The following is a 16,781-nucleotide window of genomic DNA, read 5'->3' on the forward strand; positions in this document are numbered from 1 at the left end:
CCGATGACCACCCACACACTGCGGGCGAAGCACCGCCGGTCCGCCCTGCGGACCGCGGCCTTCATCTCCCCCTGGCTGATCGGGTTCGCGGTCTTCTTCGCCTACCCCATGCTGTCCACCCTGTACTTCTCCTTCACGAAGTACGACGGCTTCCGGCAGCCCGCCTTCAACGGCCCGGACAACTGGAGCTACGTCTTCACGGACTATCCGCTGTTCTGGCCGGCCATGCGCAACACCCTGTGGCTGGTCCTGGTGATGGTGAGCTGCCGGGTCGTCTTCGGCCTGGGCACCGGCCTGCTCATCACCAGGATCAAAACGGCGGCCGGGGTCTTCCGGACCCTGTTCTACCTGCCCTACCTGGCCCCGCCGGTCGCCGCGACCCTGGCCTTCGTCTTCCTGCTCAACCCCGGCACCGGCCCCGTCAACAGCCTGCTGGACTCGGTGGGGCTGCCCACACCCGGCTGGTTCACCGACGCCGACTGGTCCAAGCCCGCGCTGACCGCCCTCGCCCTGTGGGGGGTGGGCGACCTCGTGGTCATCTTCATGGCCGCACTGCTCGACGTACCGAAGGAGCAGTACGAGGCCGCCGAGCTGGACGGGGCGGGCGCCTGGGCGCGGTTCCGGCACATCACCCTGCCGAACATCTCGCCGATCATCCTGTTCGCCGTAGTCACCGGGGTCATCCAGGCCATGCAGTACTACACCCAGCCGCTGGTGGCCGGGAAGGTGGCGGCCGGGGTGATCGGCGGCTCGGGCCAGCAGTTCGAGCCCGGCTACCCCGACAAGTCCACGCTGACCCTGCCCCAGCTCGTCTACAACCTCGGGTTCCAGCGCTTCGACTACGGCTCCGCGTGTGTCGTCGCGCTCGTCCTGTTCGCCCTCTCCATGGCCTTCACCGCGCTCCTGATGCGCCGCCGTGGCGGACTGATCGGAGCAGGTGAGTGAGTACGCACAGCCGCAGGGCCGTACTGCACTGGATCGGCGTGCACTCCCTCGGCGTGGCCGCCGCCCTGTTCTTCGTCCTCCCCTTCGCCTTCCTCCTCCTCACCTCCCTGATGGGCGACCGGCAGGCGCTGACCCGCGATCTGTGGCCGGACACCTGGGAGTGGGACAACTACGTCCAGGTGTGGAACACGCCCGGCTTCCTGACCTGGTGGCGCAACACCCTGCTGTACGCCGGGCTGGGCACCCTGCTGACCGTGGTGTCCTCGGTGCCCGTCGCCTACGCGCTCGCCACGTTCCGCTTCCGCGGGCGGCGGCTGTCCCTGCTGCTGGTGATCGCGATGATGATGCTGCCGCCGCAAGTGGTGGTCATCCCGATGTACCTCTTCTGGGCCAAGCAGCTCGACCTGTCGGGCACCCTGTGGCCGCTGATCATCCCGATGGCGTTCGGCGACGCCTTCACCATCTTCCTGCTCCGCCAGTTCCTGCTGACCATCCCCGCGGAGTACCTGGACGCGGCCCGCGTCGACGGCTGCGGCGAGCTGCGCACCCTGCTGCGGGTGGTGCTGCCGATGGCGAAGCCCGGGATCGCCGCCGCCGCGCTGTTCCAGTTCTTCTCCGCGTGGAACGACTACTTCGGCCCGCAGATCTACGCCTCCGACAACCCCGCCGCATGGACCCTCAGCTACGGGCTGGAGTCCTTCAAAGGGGCGCACCACACCAACTGGAACCTGACCATGGCCGCGACCGTACTGGTCATGGCACCGGTGATCGTCCTCTTCTTCTTCGCCCAGAAGGCGTTCGTCGAGGGAGTCACCCTGACCGGCGTGAAAGGCTGATCACGATGAAACTGGCAGTGGTGGGCGGCGGTTCCACCTACACCCCCGAGCTGATCGACGGCTTCGCGCGGCTGCGCGACACCCTGCCCGTCAGCGAACTGGTGCTGATCGACCCGGCCACCGAGCGGCTGGAGCTGATCGGCGGCCTGGCCCGGCGGATCTTCGCCCGGCAGGGGCACCCGGGGCTGGTCACCACGACCTCCGACCTCGACGCGGGCGTGGACGGCGCCGACGCCGTCCTGCTCCAGCTGCGCATCGGCGGTCAGGCGGCCAGGCTCCAGGACGAGACCTGGCCGCTGGAGTGCGGCTGCGTCGGGCAGGAGACCACGGGCGCGGGCGGCCTCGCCAAGGCGCTGCGCACGGTCCCCGTGGTCCTCGACATCGCCGAGCGGGTCCGCCGGGCCGGCCCGGACGCGTGGATCATCGACTTCACCAACCCGGTCGGCATCGTCACCCGGGCCCTGCTCCGGGCCGGGCACAAGGCGGTGGGGCTCTGCAACGTCGCCATCGGCCTCCAGCGGAAGTTCGCGGCCCTGCTCGGCCTGGCGCCGGCCGACATCCACCTGGACCACGTGGGGCTCAACCACCTCACCTGGGAGCTGGCCGTGCGCCGGGGCGGCCCGGACGGCGAGGACCTGCTGCCGGGCCTGCTCGCCGCGCACGGGGAGGCTGTCGCGGCGGAGCTGCGGCTGCCGCGCGCGGTGCTGGACCGGCTCGGCGCCGTGCCCTCCTACTACCTGCGCTACTTCTACTCCCACGACGAGGTCGTCCGGGAGCTCGCGACCAAGCCCTCGCGGGCCGCCGAGGTCGCCGCGATGGAGCGGGAGCTGCTCGCCCTGTACGGGGACCCCGCGCTGGACGAGAAGCCGGCGCTGCTGGCCAAACGGGGCGGTGCCTTCTACTCGGAGGCGGCCGTGGACCTGGCGGCCTCGCTGCTGGGCGACGGCAGCGGCGGTCCGGCGGTGCAGGTGGTCAACACGTTCAACAACGGCACCCTGCCCTTCCTCCCGGACGACGCGGTCGTCGAGGTGCAGGCCCGCATCGGCGGCGCCGGCGGCCCGGTGCCGCTGGCGGTGCCCCGCCTGGACCCCCTGTACGCCGGCCTGATCTCGCACGTGACGGCGTACGAGGACCTCGCGCTGGACGCGGCGCTGCGCGGCGGCCGGGAGCGGGTCTTCAAGGCGCTGCTGGCGCACCCGCTGGTCGGCCAGTTCGACCTCGCCGAGGGGCTGACGGACCGGCTGCTCGCGCACAACAAGGAGTACCTCCCGTGGGCGTGACGCTCTGTTCCGTACTGGCGATCGACGCGGGCAACAGCAAGACGGACGTGTCGCTCGTCGCCCCGGACGGCTCGGTGATGTGCACCGGGCGGGCCGGGGGGTTCCAGCCCTTCCGGACGGGCGTGGCCGCGGCCGTCGACGTGATCGCGGAGGCGATGGCCTCCGCGGGCATGCACGGCGGGGGGCCGGCCCGGCCCCTCGTCGACCACGTGTCGGCCTGTCTGGCGAACGCCGACTTCCCGGCGGAGGAGTGGCAGCTGGCGCGCGAGATCAAGCGCCGGGGCTGGGGCCGTGCCACGGCGGTGCACAACGACACCTTCGCCCTGCTGCGGGCCGGGCTCCCCACGGACGCCGGGCCGCACGGTGTGGCGGTGGTGTGCGGGGCGGGCATCAACTGCGTCGGGATGACCGCGGACGGGCGGACCGCCCGCTTCCCTTCGATCGGCCGGATCTCCGGCGACTGGGGTGGCGGGGGCGGACTGGCCGAGGAGGCCCTGTGGTTCGCGGCCCGCGCCGAGGACGGGCGGGGCGAGGCGACGGAACTGGCCCGGGCCCTGCCCGCGCACTTCGGCCTCGACTCGATGTACGCGCTGGTCGAGGCCCTGCACCTGGACCGGATCCCGGGCGGGCGACGGCACGAGCTGACCCCGGTGCTGTTCGCGGTGGCGGCCGCCGGGGACCCGGTGGCGCAGTCCCTGGTACACCGGCAGGCGGAGGAGATCGCGACCATGGCGACGGTGGCGCTGCGCCGCCTGGACCTGCTGGCCGAGGAGGTCCCGGTGGTGCTGGGGGGCAGCGTGCTGGCGGCCCGGCATCCGCAGCTCAACGGGCGGGTCGAGGAACTGCTGGCCGAACGGGCCCCGCGCGCCCGCGTGTCGGTGGTGACGGCCCCGCCGGTGCTGGGTGCCGCGCTGCTGGGCCTGGACGCGCTCGGCTCCCCGCCCGGGGCCCGAGAGAAAGTCCGTGCCCATTTCGGGTGAACCTGGGCCGGAATGCGGTCGGTCTGGAACCGTGGGGGGCGTGCGGACGTATTGACGTTGAAGGGGTGGCGGGGGCGGCGGCAGGGGGTGGATCACCCGAGATCGGGGCGCCGGGTGGTGTGGTCGACCGTCGCTACGGCCATACTGCTGCGGAGCATGAGACCGAGGGGGAGGTCACGGTGGCCATCACATCACGCGCGCCCGCGCCGGAGGGCGGTGTCTCCGTACCGCCCCCGGCGCCGTCGGCCGCGCCGCCGAGGCGGGTCACCGCCTGGGCCGAGGGCGTGGAGCGGCTGCGCGAGGCGGCGACGACGGAGCCCGGCCGGCTGCGGATCATCGGAGCTGCGCTGGCCGCCCTGATCGTGCTGTTCGGCGCGGTGAGCGTGGGGGAGATCTCCGGCCGGTCCACCGCGGCCGAGGACGTCGTGGGCCACAGCCAGCCGCTGAGCGCGGACGCGGCCAGCATCTACCGCTCCCTCGCGGACGCCGACACGACCTCCTCCAGCGGGTTCCTGCTGGGCGCCCAGGAGCCGCGCGAGGTGCGCCGGCGGTACGAGAAGGACATCGCCAACGCCTCCAGGCTGCTGGTGAGCGCAGCCGCCAACACCGGCGGCAGCAAGGACTCCCGCGCACAGATCGCCCTGCTGAGCGAGCAGCTGCCGCGCTACACCGGGCTGATAGAGCAGGCCCGGGCCGCCAACCGGCAGGGTCTGCCGCTGGGCGGCGCCTATCTCCGGTACGCCAACGAGCAGATGACCACCCAGCTGCTGCCCGCCGCGCAGCGGCTGTACGAGGCGGAGACCGGCCGGCTCTACACCGACTACGACGACGCCCGGTCCTGGCCGCTGGCCTCGCTCGCCGCCGGCCTGTTCGCCCTGGCCGCCCTGGTGTGGGCGCAGCGGCGCAACTACCGGCGTACGAACCGGGTCTTCAACCACGGGCTGCTGGCCGCGACGGCCGCGTCCGTGGTGGTACTGCTGTGGCTGGCCGTGGGGCACACGGTGGCGCGGTCCTCGCTGAGTGAGGCCCGGGCGAACGGGCAGGAGTCCCTGAAGGTGCTCAACGACGCGCGGATCGCCTCGCTCCAGGCGCGGGCCGGTGAGAATCTGACGCTGGTCGCGCGGGGCGCCGTCCTGGCCGAGGACAAGAAGTCCGACAAGTACGACGTGGACTTCACCAAGAACATGAAGGAGCTCGACTCCGGGCTGGTGGCCGCGCTGCGGCTGGCCGACGACTCGGCCGGCCGGGCGCCCCTGACCCGTGCCTCGGAGGGCGTGAAGCAGTGGAAGCAGCGCCACACGGCGGCCCGGGAGGCGGACTTGAAGGGCGACTACGAGGCCGCGCTGCCCCAGGTCGTCGGGGACAAGGACCACAAGGACAGCAGCGGGGCGGCCTTCGACACGGTGGACGCCTCGCTGGAGCAGGCCGTGGCCCACGAGCAGCAGCAGTTCACCCGGGCCGCCCGCGACGGGCTCGGGGCCCTGGGCGGTCTGGTGACAGGTGCGGCGGCCCTCGCGGTCGTCGGCGCGGCGGCGGCGCTGCTCGGCATCGGGCGCAGGCTTTCGGAGTACAGGTGAGAGCGATGCGGATACGGGCGATGCGAACCTCCGAAGGCCATGGGGACGGGAACGAGAAAGAGAGCGGAGGTATGGCTGTCGCGGTCGGCATGCTGCGCCTGACGCGGCGGCTGCGCGGCTGGGGCGGTGTGAGCGCGATGGCCGCCGCCTGCGCGATGACGGCTGCGGCGGTGCTGCTGCCGCTGGCCCGGGCGACGCCGGACACCGGACGCCCGGTGACGGTCCGCGAGCCGGCCTCTATGGTGGCGGCTCCGGCGGCTCCGGCCGACACCTGCCAGGACCCGGAGGCCAGCCTGCGCCCGTCCGGGCTGGACGGGGCGTCCATCGCGCGGATCAAGGCGGCGGGCAAGCTCGTCGCGGGCGTGGACCAGAACAGCTTCCGCTGGGGGTACCGCAACCAGTCCGACGGCGGCCGCCTCGACGGCTTCGACATCGACCTGGTGAAGGCCATAGCGCAGGACATCCTGGGCGACCCGAACGCGGTCATCTACCGGGCGATCCCCACCAGCCAGCGCATCCCGGCGCTCCAGGAAGGCCGCGTCGACATCGTCGTGCGGACCATGACCATCAACTGCAAGCGGCTGGAGGACGTCGCCTTCTCGACGGCCTACTTCGAGGCCGGGCAGCAGGTGCTGGCGCCCAAGGGCTCGCCGATCACCGGCTACGACACCTCGCTGAAGGACAAGCGGATCTGCTTCGCCGCCGGTTCCACGGCGGAGGCCACGCTGAAGGCCCAGTCGTACAACTCGGTGCCGGTCACCGTGCCCAACCAGCTGGACTGCCTGGTCCGCCTGCAACTGGGCGAGGTGGACGGCATCATCACCGACAACGCCCTCGCCGCCGGCCAGGCCGCGCAGGACCCCTCGGTGCAGCTGGTCGGCTCGCCCTTCACCCGCGAGTTCTACGGCGTGGCGATGAACAAGGACTCCGCCGACCTGGTACGCCGGGTCAACAAGGTGCTGGAGGGCTACCGCGCGGGCGGCAACGACAGCCCGTGGATGAAGTCGTACCTCAAGCACCTCCAGCCGGTGCTGCCCGGTGTGACCGCGCCGCCCCCGCCCAAGTACCGGGACGGCTGAGGCCGGTGGGTTCCGGTGCGGACACAGAATCGGAAGCGGAGGCACAGTCGGTGGAGCCAGGGTCGCCGGGGGCGCAGTCGGCAGTGATGGACCGGGACGGCGTCGACCGTGCCCTGGCCCGGCTGGGCGCGGAGCACGAGGCCGTCGAGACCTCGCTGCTCGCCCTCCAGGACCACGCCGGTCGCCGGCTGCTGGAAGGCGCCGGGCTGACCGGGGTCACCAAGGAGCGGTGGGCGGCGGCCGAAGCCGACATCACCCGGCTGTGGACGTACTTCGACGCCTACAGCGGGGCCCTGGCCGCCGCCCGGAAGATCCGGGACCGGCGCCGCTGGCCGAACCGCGAGGACCTGGTCGAGCTGACCGAGCGGCTGCGCGGGCCCGGTGTGCTGATCGCGGGGGCGGCCGTGGAGGGCGCCGCGCTGGCCGAACGGCTCTCCCTCGCCGAGCTGGTGTCCCGGATGAACGCGCTGTACGCCGGCTCGCTGGACGTGGTGGTCGCCGCCGACGCGGTGTGGTCGGCGCTGCCCGCCCGGATCGACCTGCTCGCCGCCGAGCTGCACCGCACCCGCTCGCTGGCCCACTCGGTGGGGGTGCGCCCGGGTGAGCACCCCTCGGGCGACGACCTGGAGTCCATCACCGCCGAGCTGGCGGAGCTGCGGGCGCAGGTGATCGCCGACCCGCTGGCGTTCTGGCTGCCGGCGGCGGGGAGTTCGGCGCCGGGCGGGGGGCGTCCGGACACCGCGCGCTACGACCGGGCCGCGCTCGCGCTGGAGGACGTACGGCGGGAGGTCGAGGCCGTGCTCGACGTACGGCAGGACGCCGAGCAGCGGCTGATCGCCCTGCGGGACGTGCTCTCGCGGGCCGACCGCACGCTGGCGGAGGCGCGGACGGCGCGCGGCGAGGTGCTGGCGAAGATCGCCGCCTCGGAGGTGCCCGCGGTGAGCGGCCCGCCGACGGTCTTGCAGGAGCAGCTGGCGGCGGCGGCCGAGCACCGGCGCCAGTCCCGCTGGCACCGGCTCTCCCCGCTGCTGGAATCGCTGGAGGAGCGGGCCGAGGAGGAACTGCGCAGGGCCCGCGAATCGTTGACCGCGGTGACGGCGCCGCTGGCCGTCCGGGCCGAGCTGCGCGGGCGGCTGGACGCGTACAAGGCCAAGGTGGCCCGGCACGGGCTCGCCGAGGACCCGCTTTTGATGGAGCGGTACGACACGGCACGGCGGATGCTGTGGAGCGCGCCCTGCGACCTGCGGGCCGCGGAGCAGGCCGTGCTGCGCTACCAGCAGCAGGCGGCGGAGTCGTTGCAGGGCACGGGAAGTGGCGCGGGAACGCCTGGAAAGGAGGACGCATGAGCCTGATCGGAACCGCGTGCGTTCGCCCCGGCTGCCCGGGGACGTACGAGGACATGGGCGGCGGCGAGCTGTACTGCGACACCTGCGGGCTGGCGCCGATCGGCGCGGTCTCGGCGGGTGCGGAGGAGCTGGTGTCGCCGCCGACGGGGATGACCAGCGCGGCGCGCGGCGGCTCCCTGGGGTCCGGCGGGTCCCGGGGGTCGATGGGCTCGCAGGGGTCGCACGGCTCGGCGCGGTCCTCGGCCTCGGCACGGTCCTCGCGCTCGTCGCGTTCGTCGCGTTCGTCGTCGTCCCGGCGCTCCGTGTCGGGCCGGCTGTCGCGCTCGCTGTCGGGTACGGCGTCCACCCGGTCGGTGTCGGTGCGCAGTTCGGGCTCTGCGGCCTCGTCCTCGGGGCGCGGCCGGCTCGGGGCCGGGCTGGTCACCATGCCGGAAGTGCCGCGTCCGGATCCTTCGGCGGCGGTCCTGGAGAACCCGGAGGTCCCGGAGCGCAAGCGGTTCTGCTCGCGCTCGGACTGCGGGGCTCCGGTGGGCCGGGCCCGGGGCGAGCGGCCCGGGCGGACGGAAGGGTTCTGCACCAAGTGCGGGCACCCGTACTCCTTCGTGCCCAAGCTGAACGCGGGCGATGTGGTGCACGGCCAGTACGAGGTCGCGGGCTGCCTCGCGCACGGCGGGCTCGGCTGGGTGTACCTGGCGGTGGACCGAGCGGTCTCCAACCGGTGGGTGGTGCTCAAGGGCCTGCTGGACACCGGGGACCAGGACGCGATGGAGGCCGCGATATCGGAGCGGCGGTTCCTCGCGGAGATCGAGCACTCCAACATCGTGCGGATCTACAACTTCGTGGAGCACCTGGACCAGCGGACCGGCTCGCTGGACGGGTACATCGTCATGGAGTACGTGGGCGGCAAATCGCTGAAGGAGATCGCGAACGAACGGCGGCGGCCGGACGGCCGGCGTGATCCGCTGCCGGTGGAGCAGGCGTGCGCGTACGGGATCGAGGCGCTGGAGGCGCTCGGCCACCTGCACAGCAGGAACCTCCTGTACTGCGACTTCAAGGTCGACAACGCGATCCAGCAGCAGGACCAGCTGAAGCTGATCGACATGGGCGCGGTGCGGCGGATGGACGACGAGGAGTCGGCCATCTACGGCACGGTGGGCTACCAGGCGCCGGAGGTCGCGGAGCTGGGCCCCTCGGTCGCCTCCGACCTGTACACGGTGGCGCGCACCCTGGCGGTGCTCACCTTCGACTTCCAGGGCTACACCAATGTGTTCGTGGACTCGCTGCCGGACCCCGAGCACATCGAGGTGTTCCGGCGGTACGAGTCCTTCTACCGGCTGCTCGTCCGGGCCACCGACCCGGACCCCGGGCGGCGGTTCGCCTCCGCGCAGGAGATGGCGGACCAGCTGACGGGCGTGCTGCGGGAGGTGGTCGCCCTCCAGACGGGCCGGCCGCGGCCGCAGCTGTCCACCCTCTTCGGCCCGGAACTGCGCGTCCCGGACAACCGCCTGTTCGCCGACCCGGCGGGGAGGGCGGTGTCCCTCCTCGGCGAGCGGGTCGTCGTCTCCCGGCCGAGCGGCCGGTTCGGCCTGCGCGGCCGCGGCGGGGAGGCCGGCGGCCCGGCTGTCCTGCCGGGCGGCCCCCCGGTCCTGACGGGCGGCGTCCCCGTACCCGGGTCGCCGGCGGGCCGGGGGCCGGGGGTGTTCGCCGCGCCGATGGGCGGTCCCGCGTCCGGCTCGGCCTCGTGGCCCGGCGGGCCGGGCACTCCCCCTGGCGGTACGCCCGTACCCGGACCCCCGGCCGTGGGCGCCGTGTTGCCCGGGCTCGGGACCACCGCCACGCATGTGGCGGGAGCGCCGGTGCCCGGGCCGCGGCAGGCTCCGGCGGCGGTGCCCGCCCGGGGCGCGGGGGCCGGCTCCGCACCCGTGCCCGCCGGCCCGTCCGCGCCGGCGGCGACGACCACGCTCGATGCCCGGGACACCTCCCTGGCCCTGCCCGTGCCGCTGGTGGACCCGGCCGACCCGAACGCCGGTTTCCTGGCCGGTCTGCTGGCCACCGCGCCCGCCGACCTCGTGGGCGCGCTCGGCTCGGCACCCGCCGAATCGGCCGAGCTGCGGCTGCGCGAGCTGCGGGCCCGGCTGGAGCTGGGCGAACTGCCCGCGGCCTGCCGCACCCTGGCGGAGCTGGAGGCCCGGCATCCGGACGACTGGCGGGTGGTGTGGGCCCGCGGGATCGCCTCGCTGGCCACCGGCGAGAACGAGATCGCCGCCCTGTCCTTCGACGCGATCTACGACGCCTTCCCGGGCGAGCCCGCGCCCAAGCTGGCCCTCGGGCTGTGCGCGGAGGTCCTGGGCCAGCTGGACAACGCCGCCGAGTACTACCGCCTCGTCTGGACCACCGACCCCGGCTTCGTGAGCGCCGCGTTCGGGCTGGCCCGGGTCCAGCTGGCCGCCGGCGAGCGGGGCGAGGCCGTGCGCACGCTGGAATCCGTGCCGGAGTCGTCCATCCACTACACCGCCGCGCGGGTGGCGGCCGTACGCGCACGTCTGCGCGACCGGTCCCCGCAGGAGCCGCTGCTCGCCGATCTGGTGGCGGCCGCCGACCAGGTGGAGGCGCTGCGGCGGTCGGGCCTGGATCCGGAGCGCCACGAGCGGCTCGCGACGGAAGTTCTGGGCTCGGCCCTCGACTGGGTACTGTCGGGTAGCCGGGGTTCCGACCCCGGCCGGACCTCGCTGCTCGGCAGTCAACTGGACGAGCGGGGCCTGCGCTTCGGACTGGAGCGCTCGTACCGCGTGCTCGCACGGCTGGCGCAGCGGGGCGAGGAGAGGATCGAACTGGTGGAGCGGGCAAACCGTTTCCGTCCCCGGACGTGGGTGTGAGTGATGTCGATGCATCGGCTGTCGGGCTGCCCCAGCTGCGCGGAACCCCTGGAGGAGGGTGACCGTTTCTGCGGCGTCTGCGGCTACGCCGTCACCGCCCCTCCCCCGGCTGCGGCCGCGGACCACCCGACGATCCCGCTTCCCACGGGCTCGCCGCGCGGCGCCGCCGGGCAGGAAGCGGAAGCGGATACGGGTTCCCCCGCGGGCGGCCACGGGGCCCCGGCTCCCGCGGGGCCCTACGGCGCAGCCGAGCCCGCCCCCGGCTGGGGCAGTGTGGCCGCGGCGGCGCCGACCCTGGTCGGCGACCCGGCCGACTGGGCCACCCCGGCGCCGGAGCCGGGCCCTGCCGAAGCCCCCGAGGGGGCCCCCCGGCGCAGGGGCGACATCCCGGCGGGCTCCGGCCGCGTGCCCGACCCGGCCGACTGGGCCACGCCGGCGCCGGAGCCGGGCCCTGCCGAAGCCCCCGAGGGGGCCCCCCGGCGCAGGGGCGGCATCCCGGCGGGCTCCGGCCGCGTGCACGGGGCCCCGTACGAGACCGCGCACGAAGGCGGCCCGTACGAGACCCCGTACGGGACGACCCCGTTCGGGACCGCCCCGCAGGCCGCGGTGGACGAGCCCGAGGCCCGGCACGACCTGGCCGGCAGCGCCGGCACGCCCCCCGAGGGCACCCCGTGGAGCCCGGGCGGCGAATCCCCGTACGGGGCGAGTCCGTACGGCACCGCCCCGCAGGACCCGGCCGACGGGCCGGCCGCCCGCTACGACCTGCCCGCCGGACCGACGACTCCCCCCGAGGGGACCCCGTGGGGCGCGGCGGACGGCGCCACCGCGACCGAGGGCGGCCCGGGGGCGGCCGCCGAAGCCGCGCAGGGCTCCGGCGGCAAGACCTGCGTGGCCTGCCGGGCCGGGCACGTCGACACCGACGGGTACTGCGAGCACTGCGGGCACGCCCAGCCACGGGAGCGGGACCACCAGGAGGAGGAGCTCGGGAGCGTCGCCGCCGTCAGCGACCGCGGGCTGCGCCACCACCGCAACGAGGACTCGTTCGCCGTCGCGGCCACCGCCCTGCCCGATGGCTCCGCCGCCACCGTCGCCATCGTCTGCGACGGCGTCTCCTCCGCCAGCCGTCCCGACGAGGCCTCGGCCGCCGCGGCCGGCGCCGCCAACGAGGCCCTGCTCGACGCGCTTCCCCGCGGCGCCCACCCCCAAGAGGCGATGCGCGAGGCGATCCTGGCCGCGGCCGCCGCCGTCAACGCGCTGGCCCCGGAGGCCGCCGGCGCGCAGAACGCGCCCGCCTGCACCCTGGTCGGCGCCGTGGTCAGCGGCGGATTGCTGACCATCGGCTGGGTGGGCGACAGCCGCGCGTACTGGGTCCCGGACGACCGCGCCGCGCTGCCCCGCCGCCTCACCGAGGACGACTCCTGGGCGGCCCAGATGGTCGCGGCCGGGCTGATGGGCGAGGCCGAGGCCTATGCCGATGTCCGCGCCCACGCCATCACCGGCTGGCTCGGGGCGGATGCGTACGACCTCGAACCGCACACCGCGGTCTTCAAGCCGGACCACCCCGGGGTGGTCGTGGTCTGCACCGACGGCCTGTGGAACTACGCCGAGTCCGCCCGGGAGATGGCCCAGGTACTGCCCTCGGACGCCGCCGCCCGGCCCCTGCACAGCGCCCAGGTCCTGGTCGGGCACGCCCTCGACGGCGGCGGCCACGACAACGTCACCGTGGCCGTGGTGCCGTTCGCCGCGACCCCGCAGGCCGACACCGGGCCGCAAGCCCCACCGCAACCGGAAGCGGAAGCGGACGCCCCGGACCGGGCCTGACCGCCTGACCGGCCCCGGCCGCCCGGTCGGTTCCCGGCCGCAGCCTGCCGCCCAAAGCCCTCTAGGACCCTAGGAGTCCAGCCGATGGCGAACTTCGCCAAGCCGAGCGCCCCGCGCTTCAGCGTGGAGGTGTACCAGAACGAGTTCCTCCCCCAGGGCGGGCGGGACGTCCACGCCATCGTCACGGTCACCTCCACCGGTGGCGCCCAGGCCACCCGCGCCGCGGCCGCCCAGGGCTCGGCGGCCGTCGTGATCATGGTCGACTGCTCCGGTTCCATGGAGTACCCGCCGGACAAGATGCGCGGCGCCCGCGAGGCCACGGCCGCGGCCGTCGACACCCTGCGCGACGGCACCGCCTTCGCCGTGGTCGCCGGTACGCACGTGGCCAAGGAGGTCTACCCGGGCCAGGGCCGGCTCGCCGTCGCCGACCCGGTCACCCGCGCCCAGGCCAAGGAGGCGCTGCGCGGGCTCAGCTCGGGCGGCGGCACCGCCATCGGCACCTGGCTGCGCCTCGCCGACGGACTGCTGCGCCAGTCCTCCGCCCCGATCCGGCACGGCATCCTGCTGACCGACGGCCGCAACGAGCACGAGGAGCCGGCCGTGCTGCGCGCCACCCTCGACGCCTGCGCGGGCCGCTTCACCTGCGACGCCCGCGGGGTGGGCACCGACTGGGAGGTCAAGGAGGTCACCGGCATCGCGAGCGCGCTGCTCGGCTCCGCGGACATCGTGGCCGACCCGGCCCACCTCGCCGAGGACTTCACGCGCATGATGGAGAACGTCATGGGCAAGGAGGTCGCGGACGTCGCGCTGCGCCTGTGGACCCCGGTGGGCGTGGAGATCCAGTACGTCAAGCAGGTCGCGCCGACCGTCCAGGACCTGACCGGGCGCCGCACCGAGGCGGGCCCGCGCGCCGGGGACTACCCGACCGGATCATGGGGCGACGAGTCCCGCGAGTACCACGTGTGCGTCCGCGTGCCGAGTGCGGCGCTGGGCCAGGAGATGCTCGCCGCCCGCGCCTCGCTCGTCCTGCCGGGAGCGGCGGGCGAGCCCGCCGCCGTACTGGCCCAGGGTCTGGTGCGCGCCGTGTGGACGGACGACCTGGCCGCCTCCACCGCCATCAACCCGCAGGTCGCCCACTACACGGGGCAGGCGGAGCTCGCGCAGGCTATCCAGCAGGGCCTGGAAGCCCGCAAACTGGGCGATGTCGACGGCGCCACGGCCAAACTGGGACGCGCCGTACAGCTGGCGAGTGTTTCCGGGAACGCCGACACTGCCAGACTGCTGGCGAAGGTGGTGGATGTCGTGGACGCGGTGGCGGGTACTGTGCGGCTGAAAGCCAAGGTTGCCGATGCCGACGAGATGACTCTTGAAACGCGATCGACGCAGACCGTCCGAGTGAAGAAGACCTGAGAAGACCTGACGTGATGACGCAGGGAGATGAAGGGGGAAGCGCCGCCATGCCGACCTGCCCGAACGGGCACCAGTCCGCCTCCGAAGACTGGTGCGAGGTCTGCGGCCACCGCATGGCCCCGGAAGGCGCCCGCCCGGCGCCCTCCTACGGCTACGGCTACCCCCCGACCGCCGGTGAGCCGACCGCGCAGGCCGAGCTCTGCCCGCAGTGCCGGACCCCCCGCGAGGCCATGGCTCCGTTCTGCGAGGAGTGCCGGTACAACTTCCTGACGCGTACGCCTACTTCCTACACTCCGCTCAGCCCGGACGGGGGCCCGCAGGCGACCGGTGCCACGCCGCCTCCGCCGCCGTTGCAGAAGCCTCCGGCGTACTCGCAGGACCACTTCGAGTACCAGGGCTCGCGGCCCTCCCGGGTCAACCGGGCCGCCGAGCCGCTCCAGCGCGAGGACGACTGGCTGCTGCCGCCTCCCTCGCCCGAGCCGCGGCAGGAGTACCAGCAGCAGCCCGAGCAGGAGCCGCGGTACCAGCAGCAGCCCCCGCCGCAGCAGCGGCAGGAGTACCAGCAGCCGCAGCAGCCGTACCAGCAGCAGCAGCCGCCCCAGCAGCAGCACCAGTCCTTCGCGCCCCAGGGCGGCACCTGGAGCGCGACGATCGGCCCCGACCGCTCGTACTTCATGGCGATGATGCAGCGCAGCGGCCCCGAGGCGGCCGGGCTCAACCTGCCCGCGTACTCCCCGGAGCAGCACCTCCCGCTCTCCGGCGGCCAGATCACCATCGGCCGGCGCCGCGCCTCCACCGGCGAGTCCCCCGACATCGACCTGTCGGTACCCCCGGAGGACCCGGGCGTCTCCCACCAGCACGCGGTGCTCGTCCAGCAGCCCGACCTCAGCTGGGCGGTGGTGGACCAGAACTCCACCAACGGCACCACCATCAACGGCGGCGAGGAGCCGATCCAGCCCTACGTGCCGGTCCCGCTGGGCGATGGCGACCGGGTCCACGTCGGCGCCTGGACGACGATCACCATCCGCCGCGGCTGACCCCGGGCCGGTCCGGCTCCCCCAGGGGCCATACGTACGGGCCCTGGGGATCGTCGAGCCACGCCCACTGGCCCTCGTCGGTGACGGTGACCCCGAAGCGCTCCCGGGCGGGCCGGTTCTCGCGACGCCACAGGTCCAGGGCCTCGCGGGGGTGCAGTGTGCCCTCGGTCAGCACGAGCATGAACTGGAAGCGCTCGTTCTCCACCAGCTCGTACGGGAGCCCTGGCGGCAGCCCGGCCGGCTCCTGCGGCGGCGCGGCGGTGGCCCCGCGCAGCGGGACGAAGTAGGCCGGGGTGTGCAGGAAGCGGCCCTCGGCGAAATCGGGTCCCCGGGCCGTGAGCGCGATCAGCCCGGTCGACAGCGGTGCCAGGATCCGCGCCCCCGGCCGGCACTGGCCGAGCCAGGCGTGCGGGATCAGCGGAAGCGTGCACGTCACCATGATCCGGTCGAACGGGGCCCGGGCGGGGCAGCCGCGCGCCCCGTCGCCCGTGACCACCTCGGGGTGGTAGCCCAGCCGGGCCAGGTGTGTGCGCGCGGACTCGGTGATCTCCTCGTCGAGGTCCACGGTGGTGACGAGGCCGTCGCCGAGGCGGTGGCAGAGCAGGGCGGCGTTGTATCCGGTGCCCGCGCCGATCTCCAGCACGTTGTCGCCGGCGCGCACGTCGAGCGCGGCCAGCATCTTCGCCATGAGGGAGGGCTGGCTGCTGGAGGAGACCAGCCGGCCGTCGCGCAGCCGGGTCGCGAGCGGGGTGTCGGCGTAGACGCCGCGCAGCCAGCGGGCCCGCCGCTCGGGGTCCTGGTCCTCCTCCCAGAGCCGTTCGTGGCCGGCGCCGCGGCTGGTCCAGAAGTAGGGGACGAAGAGGTGCCGGGGCACGGCGGCGAACGCCGCCCGCCAGACCGGGTCCTCCAGCACCCCGGCCGCCGTCAGCTCCCGCACCTGGGCGGCGTGCGCGGTCTCCCGCAGGTCCCGCACCCCGGTGCGCGCCGTACGGGGTGCACGTGGCGTGTGTGCGCCCATGCCTCCACTGTCCTGCGGGCGGCCCGCGTGTGCGAATGCGGTGGGTCCTGCCCGGTCCTTGTCCGGTCCCGCGGGGTCCTGGGACCCAGGTCTTCCGTCCGGGCGTCTGAGACGATGGTCGGGTGAATGAGATTCCGCGGGGCACGCTTCAAGAGCAGACCTTTTATGAGCAGGTGGGCGGGGAAGAGACCTTCCGCCGCCTCGTCCGGCGCTTCTACCAGGGGGTCGCGGAAGACCCGCTGCTGCGCCCGATGTACCCGGAGGAGGACCTCGGTCCGGCGGAGGAGCGGTTCACCCTGTTCCTGATGCAGTACTGGGGCGGCCCGACCACTTACAGCGAGCACCGCGGCCATCCGCGCCTGCGGATGCGGCACGCCCCGTTCCAGGTCGACGCGGCCGCCCACGACGCGTGGCTAAAGCACATGCGGGTGGCCCTGGACGAGCTGGGCCTGGCGCAGGAGCACGAGGCGCAGCTCTGGAAGTACCTGACGTACGCCGCCGCCTCGATGATCAACACCGCAGGCTAGTGCTGTGGCCGGGAAGGTTTGCCGGGGCGCGGCGTCCGGTGCGGTGCAT

At 74.0% G+C, this 16,781-nt stretch carries 13 protein-coding genes; 12 read left to right on the forward strand and 1 reads right to left on the reverse strand.

From position 1 onward, the window contains the following. Positions 1 to 3 precede the first annotated feature (3 nt). The 11 genes from J7E94_RS31185 to J7E94_RS31235 all read left to right on the forward strand — a co-directional run bounded on the left by J7E94_RS31185 (position 4) and on the right by J7E94_RS31235 (position 15,187). The gene (locus J7E94_RS31185) at positions 4 to 945 is read left to right on the forward strand and encodes a carbohydrate ABC transporter permease (protein ID WP_215020178.1); all 942 of its coding nucleotides are present in this window, start codon (positions 4 to 6) and stop codon (positions 943 to 945) included. Further along, a complete protein-coding gene (locus tag J7E94_RS31190) occupies positions 942 to 1,781 on the forward strand; it encodes a carbohydrate ABC transporter permease (protein WP_215020179.1) in 840 nt (279 codons plus the stop codon). The genes J7E94_RS31185 and J7E94_RS31190 overlap by 4 nt, the downstream gene beginning before the upstream one ends. A gap of 5 nt (positions 1,782 to 1,786) precedes the next feature. Next, entirely contained in the window at positions 1,787 to 3,061 is a 1,275-nt protein-coding gene (locus tag J7E94_RS31195) for a 6-phospho-beta-glucosidase (RefSeq protein WP_215020180.1), read from the forward strand. Beyond that, a complete protein-coding gene (locus tag J7E94_RS31200; protein WP_215020181.1) occupies positions 3,052 to 4,041 on the forward strand; it encodes a BadF/BadG/BcrA/BcrD ATPase family protein in 990 nt (329 codons plus the stop codon). Before J7E94_RS31195 ends, J7E94_RS31200 begins: the two co-directional genes overlap by 10 nt. 179 nt (positions 4,042 to 4,220) lie before the next feature. Next, on the forward strand, positions 4,221 to 5,618 hold the full coding sequence (locus J7E94_RS31205; protein WP_308345555.1) for a hypothetical protein: 1,398 nt from the start codon (positions 4,221 to 4,223) through the stop codon (positions 5,616 to 5,618). 71 nt (positions 5,619 to 5,689) lie between these two features. Next, positions 5,690 to 6,697, forward strand: coding sequence for a glutamate ABC transporter substrate-binding protein (locus J7E94_RS31210; protein WP_251057491.1), 1,008 nt, complete (start codon positions 5,690 to 5,692; stop codon positions 6,695 to 6,697). Between the two features lie 86 nt (positions 6,698 to 6,783). Next, the gene (locus tag J7E94_RS31215; RefSeq protein WP_215020188.1) at positions 6,784 to 8,043 is read left to right on the forward strand and encodes a hypothetical protein; all 1,260 of its coding nucleotides are present in this window, start codon (positions 6,784 to 6,786) and stop codon (positions 8,041 to 8,043) included. Then, the gene (locus J7E94_RS31220) at positions 8,040 to 10,919 is read left to right on the forward strand and encodes a serine/threonine-protein kinase (protein WP_251057492.1); all 2,880 of its coding nucleotides are present in this window, start codon (positions 8,040 to 8,042) and stop codon (positions 10,917 to 10,919) included. The genes J7E94_RS31215 and J7E94_RS31220 overlap by 4 nt, the downstream gene beginning before the upstream one ends. Before the next feature lie 3 nt (positions 10,920 to 10,922). Then, positions 10,923 to 12,740, forward strand: coding sequence for a protein phosphatase 2C domain-containing protein (locus tag J7E94_RS31225; protein WP_251057493.1), 1,818 nt, complete (start codon positions 10,923 to 10,925; stop codon positions 12,738 to 12,740). 84 nt (positions 12,741 to 12,824) lie between these two features. Further along, entirely contained in the window at positions 12,825 to 14,150 is a 1,326-nt protein-coding gene (locus J7E94_RS31230) for a VWA domain-containing protein (RefSeq protein WP_215020182.1), read from the forward strand. Between the two features lie 14 nt (positions 14,151 to 14,164). Further along, positions 14,165 to 15,187 (forward strand): FHA domain-containing protein, encoded by a 1,023-nt coding sequence (locus J7E94_RS31235; RefSeq protein ID WP_374224521.1) that lies wholly within the window; start codon positions 14,165 to 14,167, stop codon positions 15,185 to 15,187. Here J7E94_RS31235 and J7E94_RS31240 read toward each other — a convergent pair. Next, a complete protein-coding gene (locus J7E94_RS31240; protein WP_215020183.1) occupies positions 15,168 to 16,205 on the reverse strand; it encodes a methyltransferase domain-containing protein in 1,038 nt (345 codons plus the stop codon). The genes J7E94_RS31235 and J7E94_RS31240 overlap by 20 nt on opposite strands. A 122-nt stretch (positions 16,206 to 16,327) precedes the next feature. Here J7E94_RS31240 and J7E94_RS31245 point away from each other — a divergent pair, with 122 nt between their 5' ends. Beyond that, positions 16,328 to 16,732 carry a globin gene (locus J7E94_RS31245; RefSeq protein WP_215020184.1) on the forward strand — a complete coding sequence of 135 codons (405 nt, stop codon included), beginning with the start codon at positions 16,328 to 16,330 and terminating at the stop codon, positions 16,730 to 16,732. Positions 16,733 to 16,781: the final 49 nt, after the last annotated feature.

The sequence above is a fragment of the Streptomyces sp. ISL-94 genome, assembly GCF_018614075.1.
Classification (GTDB): Bacteria; Actinomycetota; Actinomycetes; order Streptomycetales; family Streptomycetaceae; genus Streptomyces.